The organism is Mesorhizobium sp. AA23, from assembly GCF_001672435.1.
Classification (GTDB): Bacteria; Pseudomonadota; Alphaproteobacteria; order Rhizobiales; family Rhizobiaceae; genus Mesorhizobium.
Window position 1 is genome coordinate 670,441 of sequence record NZ_LYTP01000012.1, and the last position, 24,528, is coordinate 694,968.

General features: G+C 64.7%; 19 protein-coding genes and 1 pseudogene. 9 read left to right on the top strand and 11 right to left on the bottom strand.

The window, feature by feature from the left end:
- Nucleotides 1-9 precede the first annotated feature (9 nt).
- A complete protein-coding gene (locus A9K66_RS13855; RefSeq protein WP_067324306.1) occupies nt 10-2,814 on the bottom strand; it encodes a [protein-PII] uridylyltransferase in 2,805 nt (934 codons plus the stop codon).
- Nucleotides 2,815-3,008: 194 nt separating this feature from the next.
- Here A9K66_RS13855 and A9K66_RS13860 point away from each other — a divergent pair, with 194 nt between their 5' ends.
- The 3 genes from A9K66_RS13860 (at nt 3,009) to A9K66_RS13870 (ending at nt 6,893) form a co-directional block, all read left to right on the top strand.
- On the top strand, nt 3,009-5,519 hold the full coding sequence (locus tag A9K66_RS13860) for a heavy metal translocating P-type ATPase (RefSeq protein WP_067324308.1): 2,511 nt from the start codon (nt 3,009-3,011) through the stop codon (nt 5,517-5,519).
- Between the two features lie 44 nt (nt 5,520-5,563).
- On the top strand, nt 5,564-5,953 hold the full coding sequence (locus tag A9K66_RS13865) for a DUF305 domain-containing protein (RefSeq protein WP_067324310.1): 390 nt from the start codon (nt 5,564-5,566) through the stop codon (nt 5,951-5,953).
- 94 nt (nt 5,954-6,047) lie between these two features.
- Nucleotides 6,048-6,893 (top strand): aldo/keto reductase, encoded by an 846-nt coding sequence (locus A9K66_RS13870; RefSeq protein WP_067324312.1) that lies wholly within the window; start codon nt 6,048-6,050, stop codon nt 6,891-6,893.
- Nucleotides 6,894-6,920: 27 nt separating this feature from the next.
- Here A9K66_RS13870 and mutS read toward each other — a convergent pair whose 3' ends face one another.
- The gene (gene mutS, locus A9K66_RS13875; RefSeq protein ID WP_245307506.1) at nt 6,921-9,644 is read right to left on the bottom strand and encodes a DNA mismatch repair protein MutS; all 2,724 of its coding nucleotides are present in this window, start codon (nt 9,642-9,644) and stop codon (nt 6,921-6,923) included.
- A gap of 253 nt (nt 9,645-9,897) precedes the next feature.
- On the opposite strand from mutS, the gene A9K66_RS13880 reads away from it, so the two are divergent.
- A complete protein-coding gene (locus tag A9K66_RS13880) occupies nt 9,898-12,177 on the top strand; it encodes an NADP-dependent malic enzyme (RefSeq protein WP_067324316.1) in 2,280 nt (759 codons plus the stop codon).
- A gap of 94 nt (nt 12,178-12,271) precedes the next feature.
- On the opposite strand, the pseudogene A9K66_RS13885 reads toward A9K66_RS13880, so the two are convergent.
- The 3 genes and pseudogenes from A9K66_RS13885 to A9K66_RS13895 all read right to left on the bottom strand — a co-directional run.
- Nucleotides 12,272-13,105 (bottom strand): annotated as a pseudogene (locus tag A9K66_RS13885) (porin); the annotation flags it as partial.
- The gene (locus A9K66_RS13890; RefSeq protein WP_067324318.1) at nt 13,090-13,758 is read right to left on the bottom strand and encodes a hypothetical protein; all 669 of its coding nucleotides are present in this window, start codon (nt 13,756-13,758) and stop codon (nt 13,090-13,092) included. The gene A9K66_RS13890 and the pseudogene A9K66_RS13885, both read right to left, overlap by 16 nt.
- Nucleotides 13,759-14,009: 251 nt before the next feature.
- The gene (locus tag A9K66_RS13895; protein ID WP_067324320.1) at nt 14,010-15,002 is read right to left on the bottom strand and encodes an adenosine kinase; all 993 of its coding nucleotides are present in this window, start codon (nt 15,000-15,002) and stop codon (nt 14,010-14,012) included.
- Nucleotides 15,003-15,265: 263 nt separating this feature from the next.
- Here A9K66_RS13895 and A9K66_RS13900 point away from each other — a divergent pair, with 263 nt between their 5' ends.
- Nucleotides 15,266-16,168, top strand: a complete 903-nt coding sequence (locus tag A9K66_RS13900; protein ID WP_067324322.1) for an EamA family transporter — start codon at nt 15,266-15,268, stop codon at nt 16,166-16,168.
- Between the two features lie 152 nt (nt 16,169-16,320).
- Nucleotides 16,321-17,040 (top strand): sulfate transporter family protein, encoded by a 720-nt coding sequence (locus A9K66_RS13905; protein ID WP_067324324.1) that lies wholly within the window; start codon nt 16,321-16,323, stop codon nt 17,038-17,040.
- Nucleotides 17,041-17,110: 70 nt separating this feature from the next.
- Here A9K66_RS13905 and A9K66_RS13910 read toward each other — a convergent pair whose 3' ends face one another.
- The 5 genes from A9K66_RS13910 to A9K66_RS13930 form a co-directional block, all read right to left on the bottom strand.
- Nucleotides 17,111-17,923: an oxaloacetate decarboxylase gene (locus A9K66_RS13910; RefSeq protein WP_067324326.1), complete on the bottom strand. Its 813-nt coding sequence runs from the start codon at nt 17,921-17,923 to the stop codon at nt 17,111-17,113.
- Between the two features lie 74 nt (nt 17,924-17,997).
- Nucleotides 17,998-18,855 (bottom strand): hypothetical protein, encoded by an 858-nt coding sequence (locus A9K66_RS13915; RefSeq protein ID WP_067324328.1) that lies wholly within the window; start codon nt 18,853-18,855, stop codon nt 17,998-18,000.
- Between the two features lie 174 nt (nt 18,856-19,029).
- Nucleotides 19,030-19,689, bottom strand: a complete 660-nt coding sequence (locus A9K66_RS13920) for an HAD family phosphatase (RefSeq protein WP_067324330.1) — start codon at nt 19,687-19,689, stop codon at nt 19,030-19,032.
- A complete protein-coding gene (gene dut, locus A9K66_RS13925; protein WP_067324332.1) occupies nt 19,690-20,175 on the bottom strand; it encodes a dUTP diphosphatase in 486 nt (161 codons plus the stop codon).
- Nucleotides 20,176-20,259: 84 nt separating this feature from the next.
- A complete protein-coding gene (locus tag A9K66_RS13930; protein WP_067003562.1) occupies nt 20,260-20,730 on the bottom strand; it encodes an Lrp/AsnC family transcriptional regulator in 471 nt (156 codons plus the stop codon).
- 116 nt (nt 20,731-20,846) lie between these two features.
- Here A9K66_RS13930 and A9K66_RS13935 point away from each other — a divergent pair, with 116 nt between their 5' ends.
- From A9K66_RS13935 to A9K66_RS13945, 3 genes are all read left to right on the top strand, one after another.
- Nucleotides 20,847-21,101, top strand: a complete 255-nt coding sequence (locus A9K66_RS13935) for a DUF6356 family protein (protein WP_067324732.1) — start codon at nt 20,847-20,849, stop codon at nt 21,099-21,101.
- A gap of 16 nt (nt 21,102-21,117) precedes the next feature.
- Entirely contained in the window at nt 21,118-21,918 is an 801-nt protein-coding gene (locus tag A9K66_RS13940) for a class II glutamine amidotransferase (RefSeq protein WP_067324334.1), read from the top strand.
- 162 nt (nt 21,919-22,080) lie between these two features.
- The gene (locus A9K66_RS13945; RefSeq protein ID WP_067324734.1) at nt 22,081-23,454 is read left to right on the top strand and encodes an amidase; all 1,374 of its coding nucleotides are present in this window, start codon (nt 22,081-22,083) and stop codon (nt 23,452-23,454) included.
- Here the strand turns inward: A9K66_RS13945 and A9K66_RS13950 are convergent.
- Nucleotides 23,448-24,521 carry an FAD-binding oxidoreductase gene (locus A9K66_RS13950; RefSeq protein ID WP_067324336.1) on the bottom strand — a complete coding sequence of 358 codons (1,074 nt, stop codon included), beginning with the start codon at nt 24,519-24,521 and terminating at the stop codon, nt 23,448-23,450. The genes A9K66_RS13945 and A9K66_RS13950 overlap by 7 nt on opposite strands.
- Nucleotides 24,522-24,528 lie beyond the last annotated feature (7 nt).

The following is a 24,528-nucleotide window of genomic DNA, read 5'->3' on the forward strand; positions in this document are numbered from 1 at the left end:
TGGTGATGATCACTCGGCGGCCGCCGCCTTGGCCTTGCCGTTGCGTTCGGGCGCGTTGCCTTCGAGTGTGTCGATCAGCCGCTTGTGGATCGTGGCCGTGCGCGTCGGGCTGTCGATCTTCTGGCCGGTAAGGTCGGTGACATAGAAGGTGTCGATGACCTTTTCGCCGAAAGTGGTAATGTGGGCCGAGGCGATATCGAGCGAAAGGTCCGACAGCGCGCCGGTGACCTCTGAGAGCAGGCCGGGCCGGTCCAGCCCCTCGATTTCGATCACGGAAAAACGGTTCGACAGCGTGTTGCGGATTTCGGCGCGCGGCGGAATGCGGAAGGCCTTGGCGCCGCGCTTCGGCTTGGCCCGCTTCTCGATCATCTCGGGCAGCCAGCTCTTGCCGGACAGCACGTCCTCGATCAGCTTGCCGACGCGTTCGGCCCGCCGCCGCTCGTCCTCGTCGCGATCGAATTCTCTGGAGATCAAAATGGTGTCCAGCGCCCGCCCGTCAGAGGTGGTGAAGATCTGCGCATCGACGATGTTGCCGCCGGCCGCGGCACAGGCGCCGGCGATCACCGACAGCAGGCGCGGATGGTCCGGCGCCAGCACGGTGATCTCGGTTACCGCTTCGAACTCATGCGTCTTCACAATGGTGGCGAGCTTCCTGCCGGCCACATCCGCCTCGCGGACGAATTCGGCGTGGCGCAACTGGTCGGGCAGGTCGACGGTCAGCAGATAGTTTTCGTAGTGCTGGGCGACATAGCGCTTGCGCTCCTTCGCCGGCCATGCGGAAAGCGCCTCGGCGAGCCGCTCGCGCGCGGCGGAGGTGCGCTCGGCGCGCGACACTTCGGAGAAGCCCCCGGTCAAGAGCAACTCGGTCTCGAAATAGAGCGTGCGCAGCAATTGTCCCTTCCAGCCGTTCCACACGCCGGGTCCGACGCCCCGAATGTCGCAGACGGTCAGGATCAGAAGCAGCTTCAGCCGCTCCACCGATTGCACGATCGAGGCAAAATCCTCGATCGTCTTGCGGTCGTTGAGGTCGCGCGTCTGCGCCGTCATCGACATCACGAGATGGTTTTCGACCAGCCAGGCGACGGTCTCGGTGTCGGCGGCCGACAGCCCCATATGCGGACAGATGCGCCGCGCGATCCTGGCGCCGGCCTCCGAATGGTCCTCCGGCCGGCCCTTGGCGATGTCGTGCAGGAGCACCGCGACATAGAGCGCCTCGCGGCTTTTCTTCAACCCCGGCATCAGCGAGTGCGACAGCGGATGCACCTTGGCGCCGTCGCCGCGCTCGATCTCGGCCAACACGCCAATGCAGCGGATGAGATGCTCGTCCACCGTATAATGGTGGTACATCGAGAACTGCATCATGGCGACGATCTTGCCGAAGTCGGGGATCAGCTTGCCGAGCAGCCCCGCCTCGTTCATGCGCCTGAGGTTGAGCTCGGCATTGCGGTCCGAGGTCAGGATATCGAGGAACAACCGGTTGGCCTCCTCGTCGCGCCTGAGCGACTTGTTGGCCAGGCCGAGCGACCGGGTAAGCAGCTTCAGCGCGTCGGGATGGAACTCCAGCCCGTGCTTGTCGGCGAACCAGAACAGCCGGAGCAGGTTGACCGGATCGCGTTCGAACACGCTGTCGTCGGCAATGTTGATGCGGTGGTTGTCGACAATGAAATCGGACGTGCCGGCAAGCTTGCGCTTGCGCCGCGAGAAGGTGAGGAAGATGCGGTTGAAGCCGGGCACATGCTTGGCCTGCTCTTCCTCGAGCGCGGCGCAGAAGATGCGGGTGAGATCCCCGACATCCTTGGCGACCAGGAAGTAGTGCTTCATGAAGCGCTCGACAGCCGACAGCCCGGGATGTGTCGTATAGCCCAGCCGCTCGGCGATCTCGCGCTGGATGTCGAAATGCAGCCGCTCTTCCGCCTTGCCGGTGAGGAAATGCATATGGCAGCGCACCGCCCACAGGAAGTCCTCGGCCTTCTGGAATTCGCGATACTCGGCTTCGGTGAAGACGCCTTTCTCGACCAGTTCCTGGCCGGTACGCACGCGATAGAAGTATTTGCCGATCCAGAACAGCGTCTGCAGATCGCGCAGACCGCCCTTGCCGTCCTTGACATTGGGCTCGACGAGATAGCGGCTCTCGCCCGCCTTGGCGTGGCGCTCGTCGCGTTCGGCGAGCTTGGCCTGCACATATTCGGGTCCGGTGGTGCGCACCACTTCGTGGTCGAAGCGGGTAAGCAGTTCGTCATAGAGCTTGCGTTCGCCCCACAGGAAGCGCGCTTCCAGGATCGAGGTGCGGATGGTGATGTCGGTGCGCGAGAGCCTCAGACACTCTTCGATGTTGCGGGTGGCGTGGCCGACCTTCAGCCCCATGTCCCACAGCATGTAGAGCATGTATTCGACGATCTGCTCGCCCCACGGCGTCTGCTTGTAAGGGAGCAGGAACAACAGGTCGATGTCGGAGCCCGGCGCCAGCGTGCCGCGGCCGTAGCCGCCGACCGCGACCACCGCCATGCGCTCGGCGGCGGAGCGGTTCTTGACCTGGTAGACGTGGGTGGCCGCGAAGTCGTAAAGCGCCCGGATCAGCTCGTCCATCAGATGCGACAGCCGCTCGGCGCAGGCATGGCCGCCGCCATCCTGCTTCAGCATCGCCTCGGCGATCGTTCGCCCTTCCGCGAGCTTGCCCTTGAGCAGTTGGAGAACCGCTGTGCGGGCAGCCTTGCCGGAGCCGTCGCCTGCGCTCGGCGCCGTCAGCGCAGTCATGTCGCGGCGCAAAGCGTCGCCATCGATGATTTCGTCGAGTTTGAGGGAGATCTTGGCCATTCGGCGGCGTCTATAGCGCGTTTTCTTCGCGCTGTGTATGGGGCGTGCGACAGGCCGAATTCCATCACGCGGAAGGTGCGTTCGACGCTCAGCCGATCAACTTTATAGACTAAAAAATCGAAATTGACCCTTGACCTTCCAGTTACTGGAAGGACTACCTCCGCCTCAATCCGAGAGTTCCGAGGCATTTGCTGATGACCCATTCCGACCATAACCATCATCATGCGCACGGCGCATCCTGCTGTTCGGGGAAGAATGCTCGGCCTGCGACCGAAGCGGTGATTCGCGACCCCGTCTGCGGCATGGCGGTCGATCCGGCGGCCGGCAAGCCGGCGGCCGAGCATGGCGGCAGGACCTTTCATTTCTGCAGCGAGCGCTGCCGCACGAAGTTCCAGGCCGAGCCGGACAAATATCTGACGGCCACCGATCCCGTCTGCGGCATGAATGTCGACCGCGCGAGCGCCAGGCATTTTGTCCGACACGAGGGGCAGGGTTTCTATTTCTGTTCGGCCGGATGCAAGGACGAGTTCGAAGCCGAGCCGGCAAAGTACCTTGCCGGCCGGCCTGCGCCGCAGCCGATGCCTAAGGGCACGCAATACACCTGTCCGATGCATCCCGAGATCATCCGCGACAGGCCCGGCTCCTGCCCGATCTGCGGCATGGCGCTGGAGCCGATGGGCGTGCCCTCCGGCGACGAAGGCCCGAATCCGGAGCTTGTCGATTTCACCCGCCGCTTCCGGGTCAGCGCCGTGCTTTCGCTGCCGCTTCTGATCATCGCAATGGCGCCGATGCTGGGCGTCAGCTTCGAAAGTTTCGTCGACGGCCGCACGAAGACATGGGCAGAACTGGCGCTGGCGAGTCCGGTGGTGCTGTGGGCGGCGTTTCCGTTCTTCCATCGTGGCTGGGAATCGCTGCTCAACCGCAGTCCCAATATGTGGACGCTGATTTCGCTCGGCGTCGGCGCTGCCTATCTCTTCAGCCTTGTCGCGACGCTGTTCCCGGATGTCTTCCCGCACCAATTTCGCGGCCATGACGGCAGCGTGCCGGTTTATTTCGAGGCGGCCGCGGTCATCGTCGCGCTGGTGTTCCTCGGCCAGGTGCTGGAACTCAGAGCCCGCGAGCGCACGGGCTCGGCCATTCGCGCCTTGCTCGACCTCGCGCCGAAGACGGCGCGCCTGATCGGCGCTGACGGGACCGAAAAGGACGTGCCGCTCGACAGCGTCAAGACCGGGGACAGGCTCCGTATCCGCCCTGGTGACGCCGTGCCGGTCGACGGCATCGTGCACGAGGGGCGCTCGGCCATCGACGAATCGATGATCACCGGCGAGCCGCTGCCGATCGAGAAGTCGGAGGGCGATTCGCTCACCGGCGGGACGCTCAACAAGAACGGCTCCCTCATCATGCGTGCCGAAAAGGTCGGCGCCGAGACCACGCTTTCGCGCATCGTCGAAATGGTCGCCAAGGCGCAGCGCTCGCGCGCGCCGATCCAGGGGCTGGCAGATCGAGTTTCCTTTTACTTCGTGCCGGCTGTCGTGCTGGTGGCGATCATCGCCTTCATTGTATGGTCGCTCTTCGGCCCCGAGCCCAGCCTGGCCTTCGCCATCGTGTCGGCGGTGTCGGTGCTGATCATCGCCTGTCCCTGCGCGCTCGGCTTGGCCACGCCGATGTCGATCATGACCGCGACCGGCCGCGGCGCGCATGCCGGCGTGCTGATCAAGGAAGCGGCGGCGTTGGAGCGCTTCGCCTCCGTCGACACACTGATCGTCGACAAGACCGGCACCTTGACCGAGGGCCGGCCGCGGCTGACCGATGTCGTCGCCGCCGAAGGCATTGCGGAGAATGAATTGCTGGCGCTCGCCGCGACGCTCGAAAAGGGCTCGGAACACCCGCTCGCCGAGGCGATCGTCGAGGGTGCCGCCGAACGCGGCGCCAAGCTTGCAGGTGCCGAGAACTTCGAGGCGATAACCGGCAAGGGCGTTGCCGGCACCGTGTCCGGCAGGAAGGTTGCGCTCGGCAATGCGGCGATGATGGCCGACCTCGGCGTCGACACCGCGCCCGTTTCCGCCAGCGCGGAAGCGCTGCAGGCCGAAGGCAAGACGGCGATGTTCGTTGCCGTCGGCGGCAAGCTTGCCGGCCTGGTTGCCGTCGCCGATCCGGTCAAGGCAACCACGGCCGAGGCGATCAAGGCGCTGCACGACAAGGGCTTGAGGATCATCATGGCGACCGGCGACAACGAGCGCACGGCAAAAGCGATCGCCGGCAGGCTCGGCATCGACGAGGTCCGCGCCGGGCTGCTGCCGGATCAGAAGGCGGCACTTGTCGACGAACTGCGCGCCAGGGGCGCCGGCATCGCCATGGCCGGCGACGGCGTCAACGATGCGCCGGCGCTTGCCGGAGCCGATGTCGGCATCGCCATGGGCACCGGCGCCGACGTCGCGGTCGAAAGCGCCGGCATCACGCTGGTCAAGGGCGATCTCAACGGCATCGTCAGAGCCCGCACACTGGCCCAGGCGACGATCCGCAACATTCGCCAGAACCTGTTCTTCGCCTTCCTCTACAACGTGCTCGGCGTGCCGGTCGCCGCCGGAGTGCTCTACCCGCTCACCGGTATGCTTCTGTCGCCGATGATCGCAGCGGCGGCGATGAGCCTGTCGTCGGTCTCGGTGATCGGCAACGCGCTGCGGCTGAGAACGTTGAAACTCTGAGCGACGCCCCCAAATACGACATTCCATTCAACAGGAGATATTGGATGACCTTGGCCAAGAAGATTGTGCTGCTGCTGATGGCGGCGGGAATGCTGATCGCGGTGTTCCTCGAAAGCGTGCCCGCGCAATCGGACGAAATGAAGCACGACATGTCCGGGATGGCCATGGGCGCGGACAGCCCCGCAACCGCTGGCTACAAGGCGGCCATGGACAAGATGCACAAGGACATGATGCTCAACTACACCGGCAATGCCGATGTCGATTTCGTCCGCGGCATGATCCCGCATCACCAGGGAGCCATCGACATGGCCAAGGTGGTGATCGCCAACGGCAAGGACCCGGAAATCCGCAAGCTCGCCGAGAACGTCGTCAAGGCGCAGGAAGCCGAGATCAAAAAAATGCAGGATTGGCTTGCCAAGCATCCGGTGAACTAGTTCCCCGCGCCGGAAATCCCGGACGAAGGCGAGGACTTCGGCCTGGATTTTCGGCCATGCTTGTGCTGCGATCCAGCCTCACGCGGAGCGGGCCATGTCTTCTAAAATCAGAACCACTTTCCTGCCGTCAGGCGAAGCCGTTCCGGTGCTGGGTCAAGGCACGTGGAAGATGGGTGAGGACGGCCGGCGCCGCGCCGACGAGGTCGCGGCGCTGAGGCTTGGGCTGGATCTCGGCATCACGCTTATCGATACGGCGGAAATGTATGCCGGCGGCGGCGCCGAGGAGGTGGTGGCGGAAGCCATCGCCGGACGCCGCGACGAGACTTTTCTGGTTTCCAAGGTACTGCCGTCCAACGCCTCGCGCGCCGGCGTCAAGCGGGCCTGCGAGAACAGTCTGAAACGGCTCGCCACCGACCGCATCGACCTCTATCTGCTGCACTGGCCGGGCAGCGTGCCGCTGTCGGAAACGATCGGAGCCTTCGAGGCCTTGAAGGCGGCCGGCAAGATCCGCCATTGGGGCGTCAGCAATTTCGATACCGACGAGATGGAGGAACTGGTCGGCCTACCCTCCGGCGCCCACGTCCAAACCAACCAGGTCCTCTACAATCTCTCTCGGCGCGGTCCGGAATTCGACCTCGCGCCCTGGAGCCTTGAGCGCGGCATCCCGCTGATGGCCTATTCGCCGGTCGAGCAGGGCGCGCTGGCGCGCAACGCCAGACTCGACGCCGTTGCCGCCCGCCACAACGCCACCGCCGCGCAGATCGCGCTTGCCTGGGTAATGACGCAGAAAGGCGTCGTTGCCATCCCGAAGGCCAGCCGGCAGGAGCACGTCCGCCAGAATGCTGCGGCGCTCGACATCGTCCTGACGGCGGAAGACCTTGCCGAACTTGACCGCGCCTTCCCGCCGCCGACGCGCAAGCGCGGGCTGGAGATGATCTAGGCGCGCTCGCAATGACGCTGGAAAGCCTTATTTCGCCGCCAGCCCCTTCAGCCTGTAGAGCGCCTCCAGCGCCTCCCTTGGCGTCATCTCGTCCGGATTGATCGCGCCCAGTGCTTCGCCCAGGACATCGTTCTTCGCCGGCTTCGGCGCTTCGCGCTTCACCGCCACCGAAAACAGCGGCAGATCGTCGACCAGCCGGTTGGTCTTGCCGGAAACTTCGCCTTCCTCGAGCTGGTGCAGCACTTCCTTGGCGCGCGCCACCACCGCTTCCGGCAGTCCGGCGAGCCGAGCTACCTGCACGCCGTACGAACGGTCGGCGGCACCCTTGCCGACCTCGTGCAGGAAGACGACGTCGCCTTCCCATTCCTTGACCCGCATGGTGACGTTGGAGAGCCGCGAAAGCTTGCCGGCCAGCGCCGTCATCTCGTGGAAATGTGTGGCGAAGATCGCACGACAACGGTTCTTCTCATGCAGATATTCGACCGCCGCCCAGGCGATCGACAGACCGTCGAAGGTCGCGGTGCCGCGGCCGATCTCGTCAAGGATGACCAGTGCCCGCTCCCCGGCCTGGTTTAGGATCGCCGCGGTCTCGACCATCTCGACCATGAAGGTCGAGCGGCCGCGAGCGAGATCGTCCGAGGCGCCGACGCGCGAGAACAGCCGGTCGACGACACCGATATGGGTGCTTTCGGCCGGCACGAAGGAGCCGGTCTGGGCAAGGATGGCGATCAGCGCGTTCTGCCTCAGGAAGGTCGACTTGCCGCCCATGTTCGGGCCGGTGAGCAGCCAGATGGCGCCGGCCTTTGCCCCGTTTTCAGGCGAGAGGTCGCAGTCATTGGCGACGAACGGACCTTCGCCTGATCGCCTGAGCGCCTGTTCGACCACCGGGTGGCGGCCGCCGGCAATCTCGAAGGCGAGGCTGGAATCCACGACCGGCCGGCACCAGCCCTCCCTTTCGGAAAGCAGCGCCAAGGCCGACGATACGTCGAGGACTGCAAGTGCCTCGGCCCCGGCGCGGATGCTGTCGGCCTCGCTCACCACTTCCGCCGTCAGCCGGTCGAAGGTGGCAAGCTCGATGCTCAGCGCCTTATCGGCGGCATTGGCGATCTTCGATTCCAGCTCCGCCAGTTCCGTCGTGGTGAAGCGCATGGCGTTGGCCATGGTCTGGCGATGGATGAAGCGCGCCTTCGCAGCGTCGCTGCCGGTCATGATCGAATGATGGTTGGCCGTCACCTCGATATAGTAGCCGAGCACATTGTTGTGCCGGATCTTCAGCGAGCGGATGCCGGTCTCTTCGATCAATGAGCGCTCCAGCCCGGCGATCACCTTTCGCGACTCATCGCGCAACGCCCGCATCTCGTCGAGTTCGGCATTGTAGCCTGATCGCACGAAGCCGCCGTCGCGCCTGATGAGCGGCAATTCGTCGTCGAGCGCCTCGCCGAGATGGCGGGCGAGCGCCTTGGGCAAGCCATGGATCGCCGCGAGCGCCGCGGCGAGTTCGGCGGGGAGCGCCGTCGTCGCAAACAGTGCGGCGATCGCGCCCGCGGCCTCGAAGCCGGCGCTGAGCGCGCCAAGGTCGCGCGGGCCGCCGCGGTGGAGCGCCAGCCTGGAGAGCGCCCTCGGCATGTCGGCGACACTTTTCAGGCTCGTTCGCAATCCCTGGCAAAGCCGCGCTTCGGCGCGAAAGAACGACACCGAATCCAGCCTAGCGGAAATCAATGCCGGGTCGGTCAGCGGCGCCATCAGCCGGTCGGCGAGCAGTCTCGCCCCGCCCCCGGTCACGGTCCGGTCGATCGCCTTGAACAGCGAGCCCTCGCGGCTGCCGGATAGCGTGCGCAGGAGTTCCAGATTGGCGCGCGTCGCCGGGTCGATGAAAAGCGTCGAGCCGTTCTCCTCGCGCTCCGGCCGCGACAGCGGCGGCCGCTCGACCTTCTGCGTCTTCTCGACGTAGGCGATGGCGCCCGAGATCGCCGACAGCTCGGCACGCGAAAAACTGCCGAAACTGTCCGGGGTCGCCACCTCGAAGAAGCGGGCGATGCGGCCCGTGGCCGACGCCGAATCGAACAGCGACGGCGGCTGCGGGTTGGCGACCCGGCCGAGCACGTCGAAGACCGGCCGCAGCTCCGCGTCATGGAACACCGGCTCGGCGACGATCAGCTCGCGCGGATCGACGCGGAAAATGTCGGCAAGCAGCCGTTCGGCCGAGGTTTCAGCCACCCGAAACGCGCCCGTCGAGATGTCGATCCAGGCAAGCGCGAAACTGCCTTGGCTGGCTGCATTGCCACCCTTCACTCGCCCCAGCGCCATCAGGAAGCTCGACTCCGAGGGTGCAAGCAGCTTGTCCTCGGTGATGGTGCCCGGCGTGACCAGCCGCACCACGTCGCGGCGCACCACCGATTTCGAGCCACGCTTCTTGGCTTCCGCCGGGTCCTCGATCTGCTCGCACACGGCAACGCGGAAGCCTTGCGCGATCAGCTTCTGCAGATAGTCGTCCGCCGCATGCACCGGCACGCCGCACATCGGGATGTCGTGGCCCTGGTGCTTGCCGCGCCGGGTGAGCACGATGCCGAGCGCCTGGCTCGCCTTTTCGGCGTCGTCGAAGAACAGCTCGTAGAAATCGCCCATGCGGTAGAACAGAAGCGAATCCGGGTTCGCCGCCTTGATCTCGATATACTGCTCCATCATCGGCGTAACGCCGCCCATGGTGGGCGCCGGCGTCGTCGTTTCCTGGGCATCGGTATCGGTCGGCATGTGCATGTTCATGCCCGAACGCTAGCAGATGTGGCAGGGCGGTTTAATGCCGGAGGCTCGAAAAGCAGGGGAAAGCGCGAGCCATGCTGCCAGCTCGCCGTCAATCGGTCCGCCGCATTGCCGGCCTTCTGCGTTGAAGCAGCTTCGCCCGGCTTGTCGGTTTACAGTCGCCGCGTGTAGCCTTAATCGGTGGGAACCATAAGCAAGCAGCCGTCCCAAGCGGTGCCGCACAGGCGAGGAAATCAAAAGCATCATGGCCAGGAAAACCGAAAGCAGCGGGCCCTCCGTCAGCGCGCAGGAGGCGCTCGAATTCCACGCCATGGGTCGGCCGGGCAAGCTGGAGATCGTCGCCACCAAGCCGATGGCCACGCAACGCGATCTGAGCCTCGCCTATTCGCCGGGCGTCGCCGTTCCTGTGCGCGCAATTGCGGAGGATCCAAGCCGCGCCTTCGACTACACGACGCGCGGCAACATGGTCGCCGTCATCTCCAATGGCACCGCAATTCTCGGTCTTGGCAATCTCGGCGCCCTGGCTTCGAAGCCGGTCATGGAAGGCAAGTCGGTGCTGTTCAAGCGCTTCGCCGATGTCGATTCGATCGACCTCGAAGTGGCGACCGAGGACGCCGACGAATTCATCAACTGCGTGCGCTTCCTCGGACCATCCTTCGGCGGCATCAATCTCGAGGACATCAAAGCGCCGGAATGCTTCATCATCGAGCAGCGGCTCCGCGAGCTGATGGACATCCCCGTCTTCCACGACGACCAGCACGGTACCGCCATCATCTCGGCCGCCGGGCTGATCAACGCGCTGGAGATCACCGGCCGCGACATGAAGACCACGAAAATGGTCTGCAACGGCGCGGGTGCAGCGGGCATCGCCTGTATCGAATTGATGAAGGCGATGGGTTTTTCGCCGGAAAATATCATCCTGTGCGACACCAAGGGCGTGGTCTTCCAGGGCCGCACCGAAGGCATGAACCAGTGGAAGTCGGCGCATGCGGTCAAGACCGAGGCGCGCTCGCTCGCCGAGGCGCTTGACGGCTGCGACGTCTTTCTCGGGCTTTCCGCCAAGGGCGCGCTGACCCCCGCCATGGTGCAGTCGATGGCCAAGAACCCGATTATCTTCGCGATGGCCAATCCGGATCCGGAGATCACGCCCGAGGAAGTGGGCGAGATCCGCACCGACGCCATCATGGCCACCGGCCGCTCGGATTACCCGAACCAGGTCAACAATGTGCTGGGCTTTCCCTACATCTTCCGCGGCGCGCTGGATGTCAGGGCCACCACCATCAATGACGAGATGAAAATCGCCGCCGCACGCGCCCTCGCCGAGCTGGCGCGCCAGGACGTGCCCGACGACGTCGCCGCCGCCTATCAGGGCAACCGGCCGAAATTCGGCCCCAACTACATCATCCCGGTGCCCTTCGATCCGCGCCTGATCTCGGCGATCCCGCTTGCCGTGGCCAGGGCCGCGATGGAGTCCGGCGTCGCCCGCAAGCCGATCCTCGATCTCGACCGCTACGCGCATGAGCTCTCCGCCCGCCGAGATCCGATCGCCTCGACCTTGCAGCGCATCTACGACCGCGTCCGCCGCCAGCCCAAGCGCATCGTCTTCGCCGAAGGGGAGGAGGAGCAGGTGATGCGCGCCGCCGTCTCCTATGTGAACCAGAGGCTGGGCACGGCGATCCTGCTCGGCCGCGACGACGTCATCAAGGAGAATGCCCGCAACGCCGGTATCGAACTCAACAAGCAAGGCCTCGAGATCATCAATGCCAGGCTGTCGCGCCGCAATGGGATCTACACCGACTATCTCTACGAACGCATGCAGCGCAAGGGCTACCTGTTCCGCGACTGTCAGCGCCTGATCAACAACGACCGCAACCATTTCGCCGCCTGCATGGTGGCGCTGGGCGACGCCGACGGCATCGTCACCGGCGTGACCCGCAACTATTCCACCGCGCTCGACGACGTGCGCCGCGTCATCGACGCCAAGCCAGGCCACCGCGTGATCGGCGTTTCGATCGTGCTGGCAAGGGGTCGCACCGTGCTGGTTGCCGACACCGCCGTGCACGACATGCCGAATGCCGAGCAGATCGCCGACATCGCCGAGGAGGCGGCCGGGTTTGCCCGCCGCATGGGCTACGAGCCGAGGATTGCGATGCTCGCCTACTCCACCTTCGGTCATCCGCAGGGCGAGCGCTCCGAGCGGGTGCAGGAGGCGGTGCGCATCCTCGACAAGCGCCGCGTCGACTTCGAATATGACGGCGAGATGGCCGCCGACGTGGCGCTGAACCCGCGCGCCATGGCGCAGTACCCGTTCATCAGGCTGACCGGTTCGGCCAATGTGCTGGTCATGCCCGCCTTCCACTCGGCCTCGATCTCGACCAAGATGCTGCAGGAACTCGGCGGCTCGACCGTCATCGGCCCGCTGCTGGTCGGTTTGAACAAGCCGGTGCAGATCGTCTCGCTCAACGCCAAGGACTCAGACATCGTCAACATGGCGGCGATCGCGGCCTATACGGCGGGGAATTGACGGGCGGCCGCCGCGCCCCGCCCTTTGCCGAACTCAAAAGCAAAAAGGCCCGTGGCGATGCCGCGGGCCTTTCTGTTTGGGTCGCAGCTTTCGATCAGAAATTGCGCTGGAAGCGGACGATGCCGCCGACGCTGTCCTTCTTGTCGGCCTTGGTCCAGTTGCCGAACGGAGTGCCGTCGTAGAAGTGGCCGAAGTGGTTCCAGTCGACTTCGGTTTGATCGTGTAGCCCGGCACGATGGTGTAGGCGACGTTCGCCGCCAAAGCGTAGTTCTTGTCGTCGTCGGCCGAAGCCTGGAGATTGAACGCCGTCTTGTCGTTGAACTTGTAGGTGCCGCCGCCCCAGACGGCCCAATTGCCGCCCACGGCTTGTAGAAGCCGCGGCCATGGCGTCGATGGCGTTGCCGGCATCGTCGCTCAGGTTGTCGTTGGTGCCGTAGCCGGCCATGACGAACAGCGACAGTTCCTTGCTGACATTGACGTCCAAGCGAACCTTGCCGGCGACTTCCTCGTAATTGCTGTCATAGGCGACGACGCCGGTGACCGCACCGCAGTCGCCCTTGTACTTCACGCCGCCGACGACATGCGGAACATAGCTGTCGATCGTGCCGGTCACGCCGGAGCCCTCTTCGAGCGAGATGACGCCCGAGAAGCCGCCGTCCACATCGAAGTAGTAGCTGACGACGTTGGTGTCCTTGACGCCGTACGGAATGATCGTGTCCTGGATGACATTGCCCGCGTAACCGATGAACTGGTCATAAGGCGTTTCGTCCTTACCGACGCGCAGGCCGCCGAGCTGGATCCAGGCGAAATGCAGGTCGGGCGCCTTGTTGGCAGCGGGGTTGGTGTCAACCTCACCGTTGGAGGTGACCAGGTTCTTGTCACCGAAGTTGAAGCGCGTTTCGGTGTAGGTCTTCAACGTGCCGACCTCTCGCGCAGCATTTCGATGGGGACGCGGCCATCGAGTTCGGGGCAGGGATGAGCGAGCCAGAACCAGGCCAATCTCGGATTGGTGATGGCCGCCAACACCTCGCTTATGCCGCGGGCCGGCCTGCCGTCGATGAACTGGGCGAGCGGGAAGACATGCTTGCGGCCGCCTTTGCGCAGCGCGACGACCTCAGCGCGCCTTTGCCAGCGGTGCAGCGTCGAGCGAGGTATACGGAACTTCTCTTCCAGATAGGTCGACCCGGCGACCTCGCCGGCCCAGTCTTCGATCAGCATCGACTGCAGCTCGGAGACCCGCTCGGCAAAGGGCCGCGGGATGGGCTTGCCGGCCCCGATCTTCGGATTTTCGTCCCTGCTGCCTGCGTCGCGCGGCTCGGCGCGCGCGATCTTCTCCGCCATCGCGCGGAAGAATTCGGAGGCGAGCCCGGTCCAGCTGCCCTTGAAGGAGGTGATGGCAAGCCGCTGCGCCTGGAACGGAAGGGCGGCGGCAACACCGCCGGCCATCGCGGTGGCGCAGATCAGCGCCTCCGCGTCCATTAGGACGCCATGCTGCATCAAAGCCTGTCGCACAGCCTCGGCCACAAGTCCGGCCAAGGCGTCTTGCGAAGTTCCTTCAGGCGGATTCTGAAACCTGGTCATGCATCTGTCTTGCGGGGCCGCGCTTCTCCCAAACTGGGCCGTCGTTGAACGGCTACAGCGGAAAGCGGCTATCGCAATGGTGACGGACGCAGCGACCGTGAAGGTTGCTGTCTTGCATTTTTGACACCCCAACTGCTGCGGCCGTCCTGAAATGTCAGTCGCGGAACGCCCAATGTGCCTCTAGGAGCGATCTATGACAGCGGCGCGACAGCCGGGTTCATTTGGCGCCCGACCGGGATGACGCGGCGGAACTAAAGCAGGCCCGCCTGTTCCGCTTCGCGGCGCAGATTCTGGCGCGGTCGCGGGCCGATCTGCTGGATCACCAGCCCGGCCGCCAGTGAGCCGAGGTCGCCGCAGTCCTGGAGGCTGCGTCCGGTCGTGTATCCATAGAGGAAACCGGCGGCATAAAGGTCGCCCGCGCCGGTCGTGTCGACCAGTTCCTTGATCGTGGTCGCATGAATAGTGACGGTCTCGTCGCCGCGCACGATCACCGAGCCCTTTTCCGAGCGAGTAACGGCGGCGATCTTGCAATCTTTGCGTATCGCCGCCAGCGCGTCCTCGAAGGAAGCGGTCTGGTAGAGCGACTTGATCTCGTGGCTGTTGGCGAAGACGATGTCGACCGTGCCGGAGCGCATCAGATCGAGGAACTCGTCGCGGTAGCGGTCGACGCAGAAAGAATCCGACAGCGTCATCGACACTTCGCGCCCCGCCGCATGCGCCAGCCTCGCGGTCTGCCGGATCGCTTCCTTGGCGCGCGGCGGATCCCACAGATAACCCTCGAAATAGGTGACCTTGGCGCCGGCCGCCTTGTCGGCCTCGACGTCCTCCGGCCCCAGCTCGACGCAGGCGCCGAGATAGGTGTTCATCGAGCGCTCGCCGTCCGGCGTGACGAAGATCATCGAGCGAGCCGTCGGCGGCTCGCCTTGCAGTGGCTTGGTGTCGAAGGCCACGCCCTGGGCGCGGATATCATGGCTGTAGATGTCGCCGAGCGCATCGTTCGACACCTTGCCGAAAAAAGCGGCGCGGCCGCCGAAGCTCGCCACGCCCGCCGCCGTGTTGCCAGCGCTACCGCCTGAAGCTTCGATCGCCGGTCCCATGCGGCTGTAGAGCAGCTCGGCGCGCCTAGTGTCGATGAGGTTCATCGCGCCCTTGATGATGCCGTTGGTTTCCAGAAAGGCCTCGTCGCATTGCGCGATGATGTCGACAATGGCATTGCCGATGCAAAGCACGTCATATTCCGGCATCAATGTCTCCGCCAACGACTGTCCGGCTTTCTGCCACGCCGGCCGCGCGCGGGTCTAGCGGCTCGCAGCCGCTTTGCCTACCCCGAAAATCGGCACCGGTTTCCGCTTCGCCGACTTCCGGCCGGTTGCTGCGGCAGCCGTCGCGCCGAACTGGACCATATCGTTAGAGGCGACGGCGGCTATGGTTGGAGCGTCATCGAAACATCTAAGCCGCGGTGTGAGCTAGAACGGACCGTCGAAACAGGCTGAAGGCGCGAAATCCCATGTCCGATAAGACCGAGATGACGACCGAGCTGGCGCTGCTTGGCCTGCTGGCGGTGTTGTGGGGTGCCTCCTACACCTTCATCAAGATCGGCGTCGAGACGATCCCGCCAGTGACCTTCATCGCCGGGCGCACGCTGATCGCCGGCGGCATTCTGCTTGGCCTCATCCGCTGGCGCGGCCTTGTCATGCCGCGGGAGGTGGTCATGTGGCGCCGCTTCATGTTCCAGGCCTGCCTCAACAGCGTCATCCCGTTCACGCTGATCGCCGCCGCCGAACGTTCGATCGACGCCGGCCTTGCCACGATCCTCAACGCGACGTCGCCGATCTTCACCTTTCTGCTGACGGCGCTGATCACCCGCCACGAGCCGGTGACATTGCGCAAGCTGGTCGGCGTCGGCGCCGGCATCGCCGGCATTTGCCTGATCGTCGGCACCGAGGCGCTTGGCGGCATCGGCCATCAGCTCTGGGCGCAGCTTGCGGTCGTCGCAGCCACCGTCTGCTATGCCGGTGCCGCCATCTTTGGCCGAAACTTCAGAGGTCTGGATCCTATGGTGCCGGCCGCCGGCTCGATGGTCTGCGGCGCCGCGATCCTGATCCCCTTGAGCCTCGTCTTCGACCGGCCCTGGACGTTGACGCCGTCGACGGAATCGATCCTGGCGCTCTTCGGGCTTTCGGTCTTCTCCACCGCGCTCGCCTTTTCGATCTTCTTCCGGCTTATCCACACGCTGGGCTCGGTCGGCACCACTTCGCAGGCCTATCTGCGCGTGCCGATCGGCGTCGGCATCGGCGCCGTCTTTCTGGGCGAAAGCCTCGGGCCGAGCGCCTGGTTCGGCATGGGCTTCGTCGTCGTTGGCGTCGCGGCGATGACCATTCCGGCCAGACAGGCCAAGCTTGCGCAATAATGCATGTCGCCCAAAAGTGCATGGCGGTTTTGGGAGGACGACATGCATCGAGACAAACCTAAGGCGCGTCGACGCGACGCGCTTTAATTGCGCCGCTTAGCAAGCCCGCCTATCTCGGGATCGTCGCTCCTCTGTAAGGGCTTGGACCTGCCGTGATCCTCGATGCCGCCCGCGCCGCCGCCAGCCGGCTGTTCTCACCTGAATTCCGCTCCGTCTTCCTGAAGACGCTGGGCCTGACGCTGCTCGCCTTGGTGGCGCTTTGGTCCGGCATCGAGAGCCTGCTCGAATGGCTGGCATGGCCGTGGCTGCAGACATTTGTGCCCGGCCTGCCGTCCTGGGCAGGATGGCTGAGCGGCATCATCGCCGGCATCCTGTTGGCAATGGGCATGGCGCTGCTCGTGGCACCCGTGACGGCAATCGTCGCCGGGTTGTTCCTCGACGATATCGCCGAGGTGGTCGAGCGCACCGACTATCCCGGCGATCCGCCCGGCCGCGCCGTGCCGGTGCTCCAGTCGCTGGCGCTGGCGATAAAATTCTTTGGCGTCGTGATCCTCGGCAACATCGTCGCCCTACTGCTGCTCCTCGTGCCAGGCATCAACCTCGCCGCCTTCTTCATCGTCAATGGATATCTGCTGGGCCGCGAATTCTTCGAGTTCGCCGCCATGCGCTTCCGCCCCGAGGCCGAAGCCAAGGCGCTGCGCCGGAAGTATGCGGGCACGGTATTCCTGGCCGGACTGCTGATCGCGGTCTTCCTTGCCGTGCCGCTGCTCAACCTTTTGACCCCGCTCTTTGCCGCCGCCATGATGGTGCGTCTGCACAAGGCGGTTTCGGCGCGGGACCCGGTCCAGCCCAATTCCCGGAAAAGTGCGTAGCGGTTTTCCGTCCGGAAATGCGCAACAAGGGGATAGAGCGGTTCGGTGTTTCCGTGAAACGCTGAACGCTCTAATCCTGCTCGGTACCGCCCCCGCGGAACAGCGCCTGCAGCTTGCCGAACGGCATCGCCGAACGGGTGAAGCCGAAGGTGCCGTCCTGCTGGATTTCCCGCGCAGCGGTTTCCAGCATGCCAAAGGCGAAATTCGTCAGCCATGGCCCGAGCGAGACGCGTTTTACGCCGGCCGCGGCAAGGTCGGCCACGGTGAAGCCCGGCCGCGCCATGACATTGACCGGCTTGCTGACCGCGGAGCAGACCGTCCGCACGGTGTCGATGTCGCTCAGGCCCGGCGCGTAGAGCACGTCGGCGCCGGCTTTCTCGAAAGCCTGCAGACGCTTGATCGTGTCGTCGAGATCGGTCTTGCCCCAAAGGAAATTCTCGGCCCGCGCGGTGAAGACGAAATCGTGCTTCAGGGCGCGCGCCGCCTCGGCGGCCGCGGCGACGCGTTCGACTGCATGCGAGAACTCGTAAATTGGATACTCTAGATCGCCCGTATGGTCCTCGATCGAGCAGCCGGCAAGGCCCGCGGCTTCCGCCGCGAAGATGGTTTCTGCGGCCTGCTCGGCGCTGTCGCCCTTGCCGCGCTCGAGATCGGCCGAAACCGGCAGGTCGGTTGCCGCCGTCACTTCGCGGCAATGGTGGATCATGGCCTCGAACGTCACCGCGCCGTCGGGCAGGCCGCGCGAGAAGGCGAAGCCGGCGCTGGTCGTGGCCAGCGCCTTGAAGCCGAAGGAAGCCAAAAGCTTAGTCGTGCCGACATCCCAGGGATTGGGCATGACGAAGGTCGAGGCGTGCAGATCGCGAAAAATCTTGCCCTTGTCCATGGCGGGTCCTCAATCATGGGTCGTGCCGGGAATTTATCGCGGTCGCCCCGCTCGGGCAAACGAATGCGCTCGGCTCAGAAGCGTTTCTCGTTCTCTGCTGACAACCGTTTGAGGGCGTCTGAACCCGCCACGTAGCGCGACGTTTTCTTATCCCAATGATAGATGGCTGAAATGTCCTTCGAGGACGCCTCGGGCGCCGCATCGTCGCAGCTTTCGCCGCTTGGGATCGTGGCATCGGTCACCGTCACCTTGATCGCTGCATGCGGCCGGCCGTCGGCAATAACCTTAAAAGCGATGTCCTGCTTGCGGCTGTAGGTGCATAGCCTTTCATCGAACGTGTAGATCATGTCGATCAGTTCGAACTTGTCGTTGCGCACCATGATCAGCGGCGTGATCACATAGCCCTGGCTGGAATTGAAATGCGTGCTCATGGTGATGAGGATATCGTCACCGGCGCCGACCGACAGTTTGTTCGGTTCGCGAAAATAGGTGCTGCGATCGACGGCGACATTGACCGCGTCGAGCAGCGCCGGCTTGCCGCCGGTCAGATCGTAGAGCGCCAGCACCGCATAGCCCTCGGCGCTGTCGGGAGAGTCGCCGAGATCGAACAGCATGGTCAGCCGGTCCTTGCCGCCGGCCTTGATGGCAAGCACCGCAGCATTGGGCAGGCTTGACGTTTCAGGCGGCGAGCCACCGCTGTCCGGACCGGCGACGTGGCGCATTTCGATCGGCAAGCCGCCGTGGTAGAAGCCGTCGGCGTTCAACGCCAGATCGGGGATGACCATCCTGGCGAGGTCGAGATAGGTGACGTCCTTGTGGCCGGGGATGGCGCTGGCAAAGTCCGGAAAGCTGACATTCTCCGCGCTCGCCGGGCCCCAAAGCCATGACAGAAGCACAAGAGCGAGGGCGAGGCGAAGCAGGGTGAATTTCATGGGGTGGGAGCCGCCGGCTGTTTGACGGCTGCACGCTAGCACGGAAGATTTCGCCGAACAGCCCGGAGCAATTCCAGGAAGAATTTGAAACAGTTTTCCGTCCGGAATTGCGTAAAAACAAGTAGCTGGAGCGGGTCGGCAATTCGACGAAAGCGGAACCGCTCCAATGTCCGATCAAAGGATCGGCACCAGTCCTGCGAGGTCGCGCATGTCGTCGAACAGGACGCCGCCGGCTTCCGCCAGCCCGTCGCGATCCGAGAATGGATCGGCGTGATAGGAAAACACGCGCATGCCGGCGGCAATGCCGGCCTGGGTGCCGGCGACGCTGTCCTCGATGACGATGCAGTCGGCCGGCGCGAAGCCCATCGTCTTTGCCGCATGCAGGAAAAGGTCCGGGAACGGCTTGCCGCGCCCGACCATGGTCGAGGAAAACATAGCGTGCTCGAACAGCGGCAACAAGCCGGTCTGCCCGAGCGTGATATGCATCTTCGAAACCCGCGCCGACGAGGCGACGCAATAGGCAATACCGGCGGCGCGCACCTTTTCGATGAAATCGCGCACGTGAGGGATCGCCTCGACGCCATGCGCGAATAGATCCGGCAGGCCGGCGTTCCAGCGTTCGACGAAGTCGGCGCCGAGCCGGGCCTCGGTCGCCTCTTCGATCTCTTTCTGCACCGAGGCCATGCTGCGGCCCGAGAAGGTCTTGCGGCAATATTCGAATGTGGTTTGAAAGCCCGCTTCACAAAGCCAGTCGGCGAGGCGCCGATTGGCAAGGTTCTCGGTGTCGACCAGAACCCCGTCGCAATCGAAGATGACCAGTTTTGGGACGTGCATCTAGGCGGTGCCGGTCGATCCGAAACCGCCGGCGCCGCGCGCCGTGCCGCCGGCGAGCGCCCGTTCTTCGCTGGCCACCTGCGTGACTGCCGCAAACACGATCTGCGCGATCCGCATGCCGCGCGTCACCGCGAAGTCCTCATCGCCAAGATTGACGAGCAGCACTTTCACCTCGCCGCGGTAATCGCTGTCGATGGTGCCGGGCGTGTTGAGCACGGTCAGCCCATGTTTGAAGGCGAGGCCGGAGCGCGGCCGCACCTGGCCTTCCATGCCTTCCGGGATTTCCACGATCAGCCCGGTCGGCACCAGCGCGCGTTTTCCGGGCAGGATAAGCAGCGGCCGGTCTTCCGGCACCGCGGCTCGCAGGTCCATCCCGGCCGCGCCCGCGCTTTCATAGGTCGGCAGCGGCAAGCCCTCGCCATGCGGAAGCCTGACGAAACCGACGGTGGGGCCGATGACGGAGGAAGGATAGACAGCCGTGCGCATGAGCCCATTCCTATCGGCGCGGCTGCCGATTCGGTCAACCCGGCCGCGACGCTATCAACGCCTTTCTTTCAATGCGGTTCCGCGTCAGCGCAACTCCACCGGAACGACGGTCGTCTCCTTGATCTCCTCCATGACGAAGGAAGCGGAGACGTCCGACAGCGGCACCTTGGCGATCAGCCGCTGATAGAGCCTGTCATAGGCTTTCACGTCGGCGACGCGGGCTCTCAGCACATAGTCGAGGTCGCCCGACATGCGGTAGACGCCGGTGATCTCGGCAAAGCCCGTCACCGCCGCCCGGAACTTTTGCAGCCAGTCCGGGTCGTGGTTCGACGTGCGGATCAGGATGAACACCGAAAGCCCGAGTCCAAGCTTGTCGGCATCGACCAGCGCCACGCGCCCAGTAATGACGCCCTCCTCCTCCAGCCGCTTCACGCGCCGCCAGCAGGCGTTGCGGGACAAGGCCACGCGCTCCGACAACTGGTCGACGGAAAGCGTGCCGTCGCGCTGCAGTTCGGCCAGCAATCTCCGATCAGTTTCGTCGATATCATATGCCATTCTTGGGATAAATGTCCCAAAATAGGGCTAGACACAAGGACAATTTGGGATCGATGAACCTTCAACTCGTGGCAGGATACACAATATCGGGGCTCATCCCGGCAGGAGGGATCACCATGACGACGCGGTTTTCGGCGCTCTTTACGTCTCACCCGGCCAAGGTTGGCGAAACCTATTTCGGCCACATGGCCTTCGCCGCCTGGTTCTGCTCCCGCCTGTCGATGGCCGCGGGCGCCGCCCTCGTTCACGCTTTCTTGCCATTTCTGTTCGAGACTACCGCCAGCCGAATCGTCCGTGAGCTCTATGAGCGCACGAATAACAGAGGCTCACACGCGGTGAAGGAGCCTCGGGCTCTGATGGATCGCGCCTGATAAGTGGTGGAATGCGATGTGCCGGTGGGCGGCTTATCTCGGTGAAGCGGTCTTCCTCGAAGACATCGTCACCGCGCCCTGCCACTCGCTGATTGCCCAGAGCCACTGCGCCCAGGAGGCCAAGTCGCCGACCAATGGCGACGGTTTTGGCCTCGCCTGGTATGGCGACCGTCCCGAGCCCGGCCTTTACCGCGACATCCTGCCGGCCTGGTCGGACCCCAATCTGAAAAGCCTCTGCCGGCAGATCAAATCAGGCCTGTTCCTCGCTCATGTGCGCGCCTCCACCGGCGGCGCGACCAGCCGCATGAACTGCCATCCCTTCGTCTCCGGCCGCTGGTCGTTCATGCACAACGGCCAGATCGGCGGCTTCGAGAAGATCCGCCGCGCGCTTGAGAATTCGCTGTCGGATGCTGTCTTCGACCAGCGCGAAGGGACGACTGATTCCGAACTGTTCTTCCTGCTGATGCTCGACGAAGGGCTGTCCGCCGACCCGCAAGGCGCGGTAGCCCGCGCCACCAGCCGCGTTCTCGAGGCTTCGCGCCACGCCGGTCTCGAACCCTCCCTGAAGCTGACAGCGGCATTTTCCGATGGCGAGGCGCTCTACGCCGTGCGCTACGCCACCGACGGCCAGGCGCCAACGCTCTATACCGGCGCATTCGCGAGCCGCGCCGGCCGCTGCATCGTCTCCGAACCGTTCGACCGCGACGGCGGCGAATGGCAGGCGATCCCGCCGTCGAGCTTTGTCACCATGACAAGGGACGGCACAAACATCCGGCCGTTCGCGCCGACCGTTGCTAAGTTCGCGTTGGCCGTCTAGCTCCAAACGTAGCGAAGGTCGCGGGACAGCGCCGCCCTGACCACAGGTGGGCGCAATTTCGATCAAGCACCGCTGTCCTAACAATGCTGAATTCGGCTTGAAGCCGCGGTCTCATCCGCCATGTTCAAGGCGCAGCGCGGCAAGCAGCCGGAGTGCAGCACCATGGACATCGGATTTTCCTCGACTACCGAACTCGCGGCAGCAATTGCCCGCCGGAGAATCTCGGCCGTGGAGGCGCTCGACGCGCATCTGGCGCAGATCGACCGGCATAACGAAGCTCTGAACGCCGTCGTCCTCCTCGACCGGGAAGGCGCGCTTCAGCGTGCCCGAGAAGCCGATGCGGCACTGGCCCGCAGCGCCGCGCTCGGCCCGCTGCACGGCGTGCCGTTCACGCTGAAGGATGCGCACGAGACCGCTGGCATGAAGACGACGGTCGGCTTCCCGCCATTTGCCGACTACGTTCCCAAGCAGGACAGCCCTGTGGTTGCCAGGCTAAAGAGAGCCGGCGGCGTGCTGGTCGGCAAAACCAATGTCGCCACCATGCTGGGCGACTGGCAGTCTGACAATCCGCTGTTCGGCCGCACCGGCAACCCTTGGGATCCGTCGCGCACAGCGGGCGGCTCCAGCGGCGGCGCTGCCGCTGCGGTTGCTGCGGGCATGACGCCCTTCGAGGTCGGCACCGACATGCAGAGTTCCATCCGCTTGCCCGCCGCCTTTTGCGGCGTCTACGGCCTGAAGCCGACCGAGCATCGCGTCTCGCTGGCCGGCGCTTTTCCCGATCCGGGCGGCATTCCGCGCAGTGTCCGCTTGATGTCCTGTGTCGGGCCGATTGCTCGCAATCTGGAGGACCTGGCGCTGATTTACCGGATCATTGCCGGTCCGGACGGCGGCGATACCGATCTGGCGCCGGTGCCCGTTGATCCCATATCGACGCTGGAGCTGAAATCGCTGCGCATCGCCTTCGCCGGCACCTTCCGCGGCTTTCCGGTGGCCGCCGAGATCGGCGCCGCGGTCGAGAGATTGGCTGCTAGGCTGGCTTCCGCCGGCGCGCACGTCGAGGAAGCCAAACTGCCGAAGCTCGACCTGCATGATGATCTCGCCGAGGGCGGCAAGTTGATCGGCATGATGCTGGAGGCAGCGCAACCGGAACCGCCGGAACAGCCTGCGCCGGTGTCGCGCTGGTTCGCGGCGCTCGCTCGCCGCGACCGGTCGATCCTTGCTTGGGAGCGGTTCTTCGAAAGCTGTGATGCCTTGCTTTGCCCGGTCGCCATGACAACGGCCTTTCCGCACTGCAAGCCAGGCAGCGCGCTGAAGGTCGACGGCAAGGACGAGAGCTATTGGATGCTGCCGGCCTATGGCGCGGTCTTCAATTATTCCGGCCATCCGGCGCTGGCGATACCAGGCGGGCAGGACAGCAACGGGTTGCCCATCGGCCTGCAACTGGTCGGCAAGCGCTGGTCGGAGGCGAGACTGCTCGGCGTCGCTGCGGCGATCGCGCCGCTGACCGACGGGTTTCGCCGGCCGCCGGGCTACTGAGCGAAGCGCGACAGCGCATAAGGCGCGAGCAATGGATCGCGCTCGCCATCGACGATTTCGCGGGCCGCAAACAGGCCGATGGCGGGTGCCAGCGTGATGCCGGAATGGGTGACGGCGGCATAGACGCCGCCTACGCCGTCGGCGCGGCTAACAATTGGGAAACCATCGATCGGAGTAGGACGATAGCCGACTGTGTGGAAATCGTACTCCAGCCCGTCGGCGCCGCGCAGCATCGCTTTCACCGCTTCGAAAAGCTCAAGCGCGGTTGCCTCCGGGTTCTCGCCCGGATCGCCGCCGCCAAAATCCGAGCCGGCGATGATCCGGCCATCGGCCGTCTGCCGCATATGCAGCCTCTCGGCCAGCACCAGGCCGTTGAGGAGCTTCCTGTAGGGTCGCGAATGCACGATCAGACCGGGCGGCGTCTTGATCGGCAACTGGACGCCTGCCGTCGCGGCGATCGCCGGAGCGCCGGCGCCGGCGGCGATCACCACCTCGTCGGCGGCGATGGTTTCACCCGCAACGACGACGCCGCTCAGGCTGCCGCCGGATAGAGTCAGTGTATCGACAGTCCCAGTAATAAGCCGCGCGCCGCGCCGTTCGGCGTCCGCCAGCAGCGCCGTTGCGGTCGCCACCGGCTCGGCCACGCCTTCCTCGGCGACATGAAGCGCGAAATCGGGAAGCTCGGTCAGGTTGGGTTCGATCCGCGCCGCCTGTTCGCGGCCGACCTGCTCGATGCCGTAGCCCCAGGACGAATGCTCGGCCGCATAGGCTTTGAGCTTGTCCGCCGGCAGGTCCCAGCACAGGCCGCCGCACCAGGCAAGCGGCAGGCCCGGCAGATCATTCGCCAAGCGTTTCCACTCGTTCATCGCCCGGATGCGTAGCCGGAAATAGGTCTCCGGATTGCCCCAGCTTGCGTTAATCCAGGCGAAGGAATTGGGCGTCGCGACGCCGCCGGCGCCGCTTGTCGAGACGACCGTCACCCTCGCTCCAGCCTTCGCCAGATGCCAGGCGATCGATGCGCCGATGATGCCGGCGCCGATGACGATGACTTGTTTTGCGCTGCTCATGCCATGA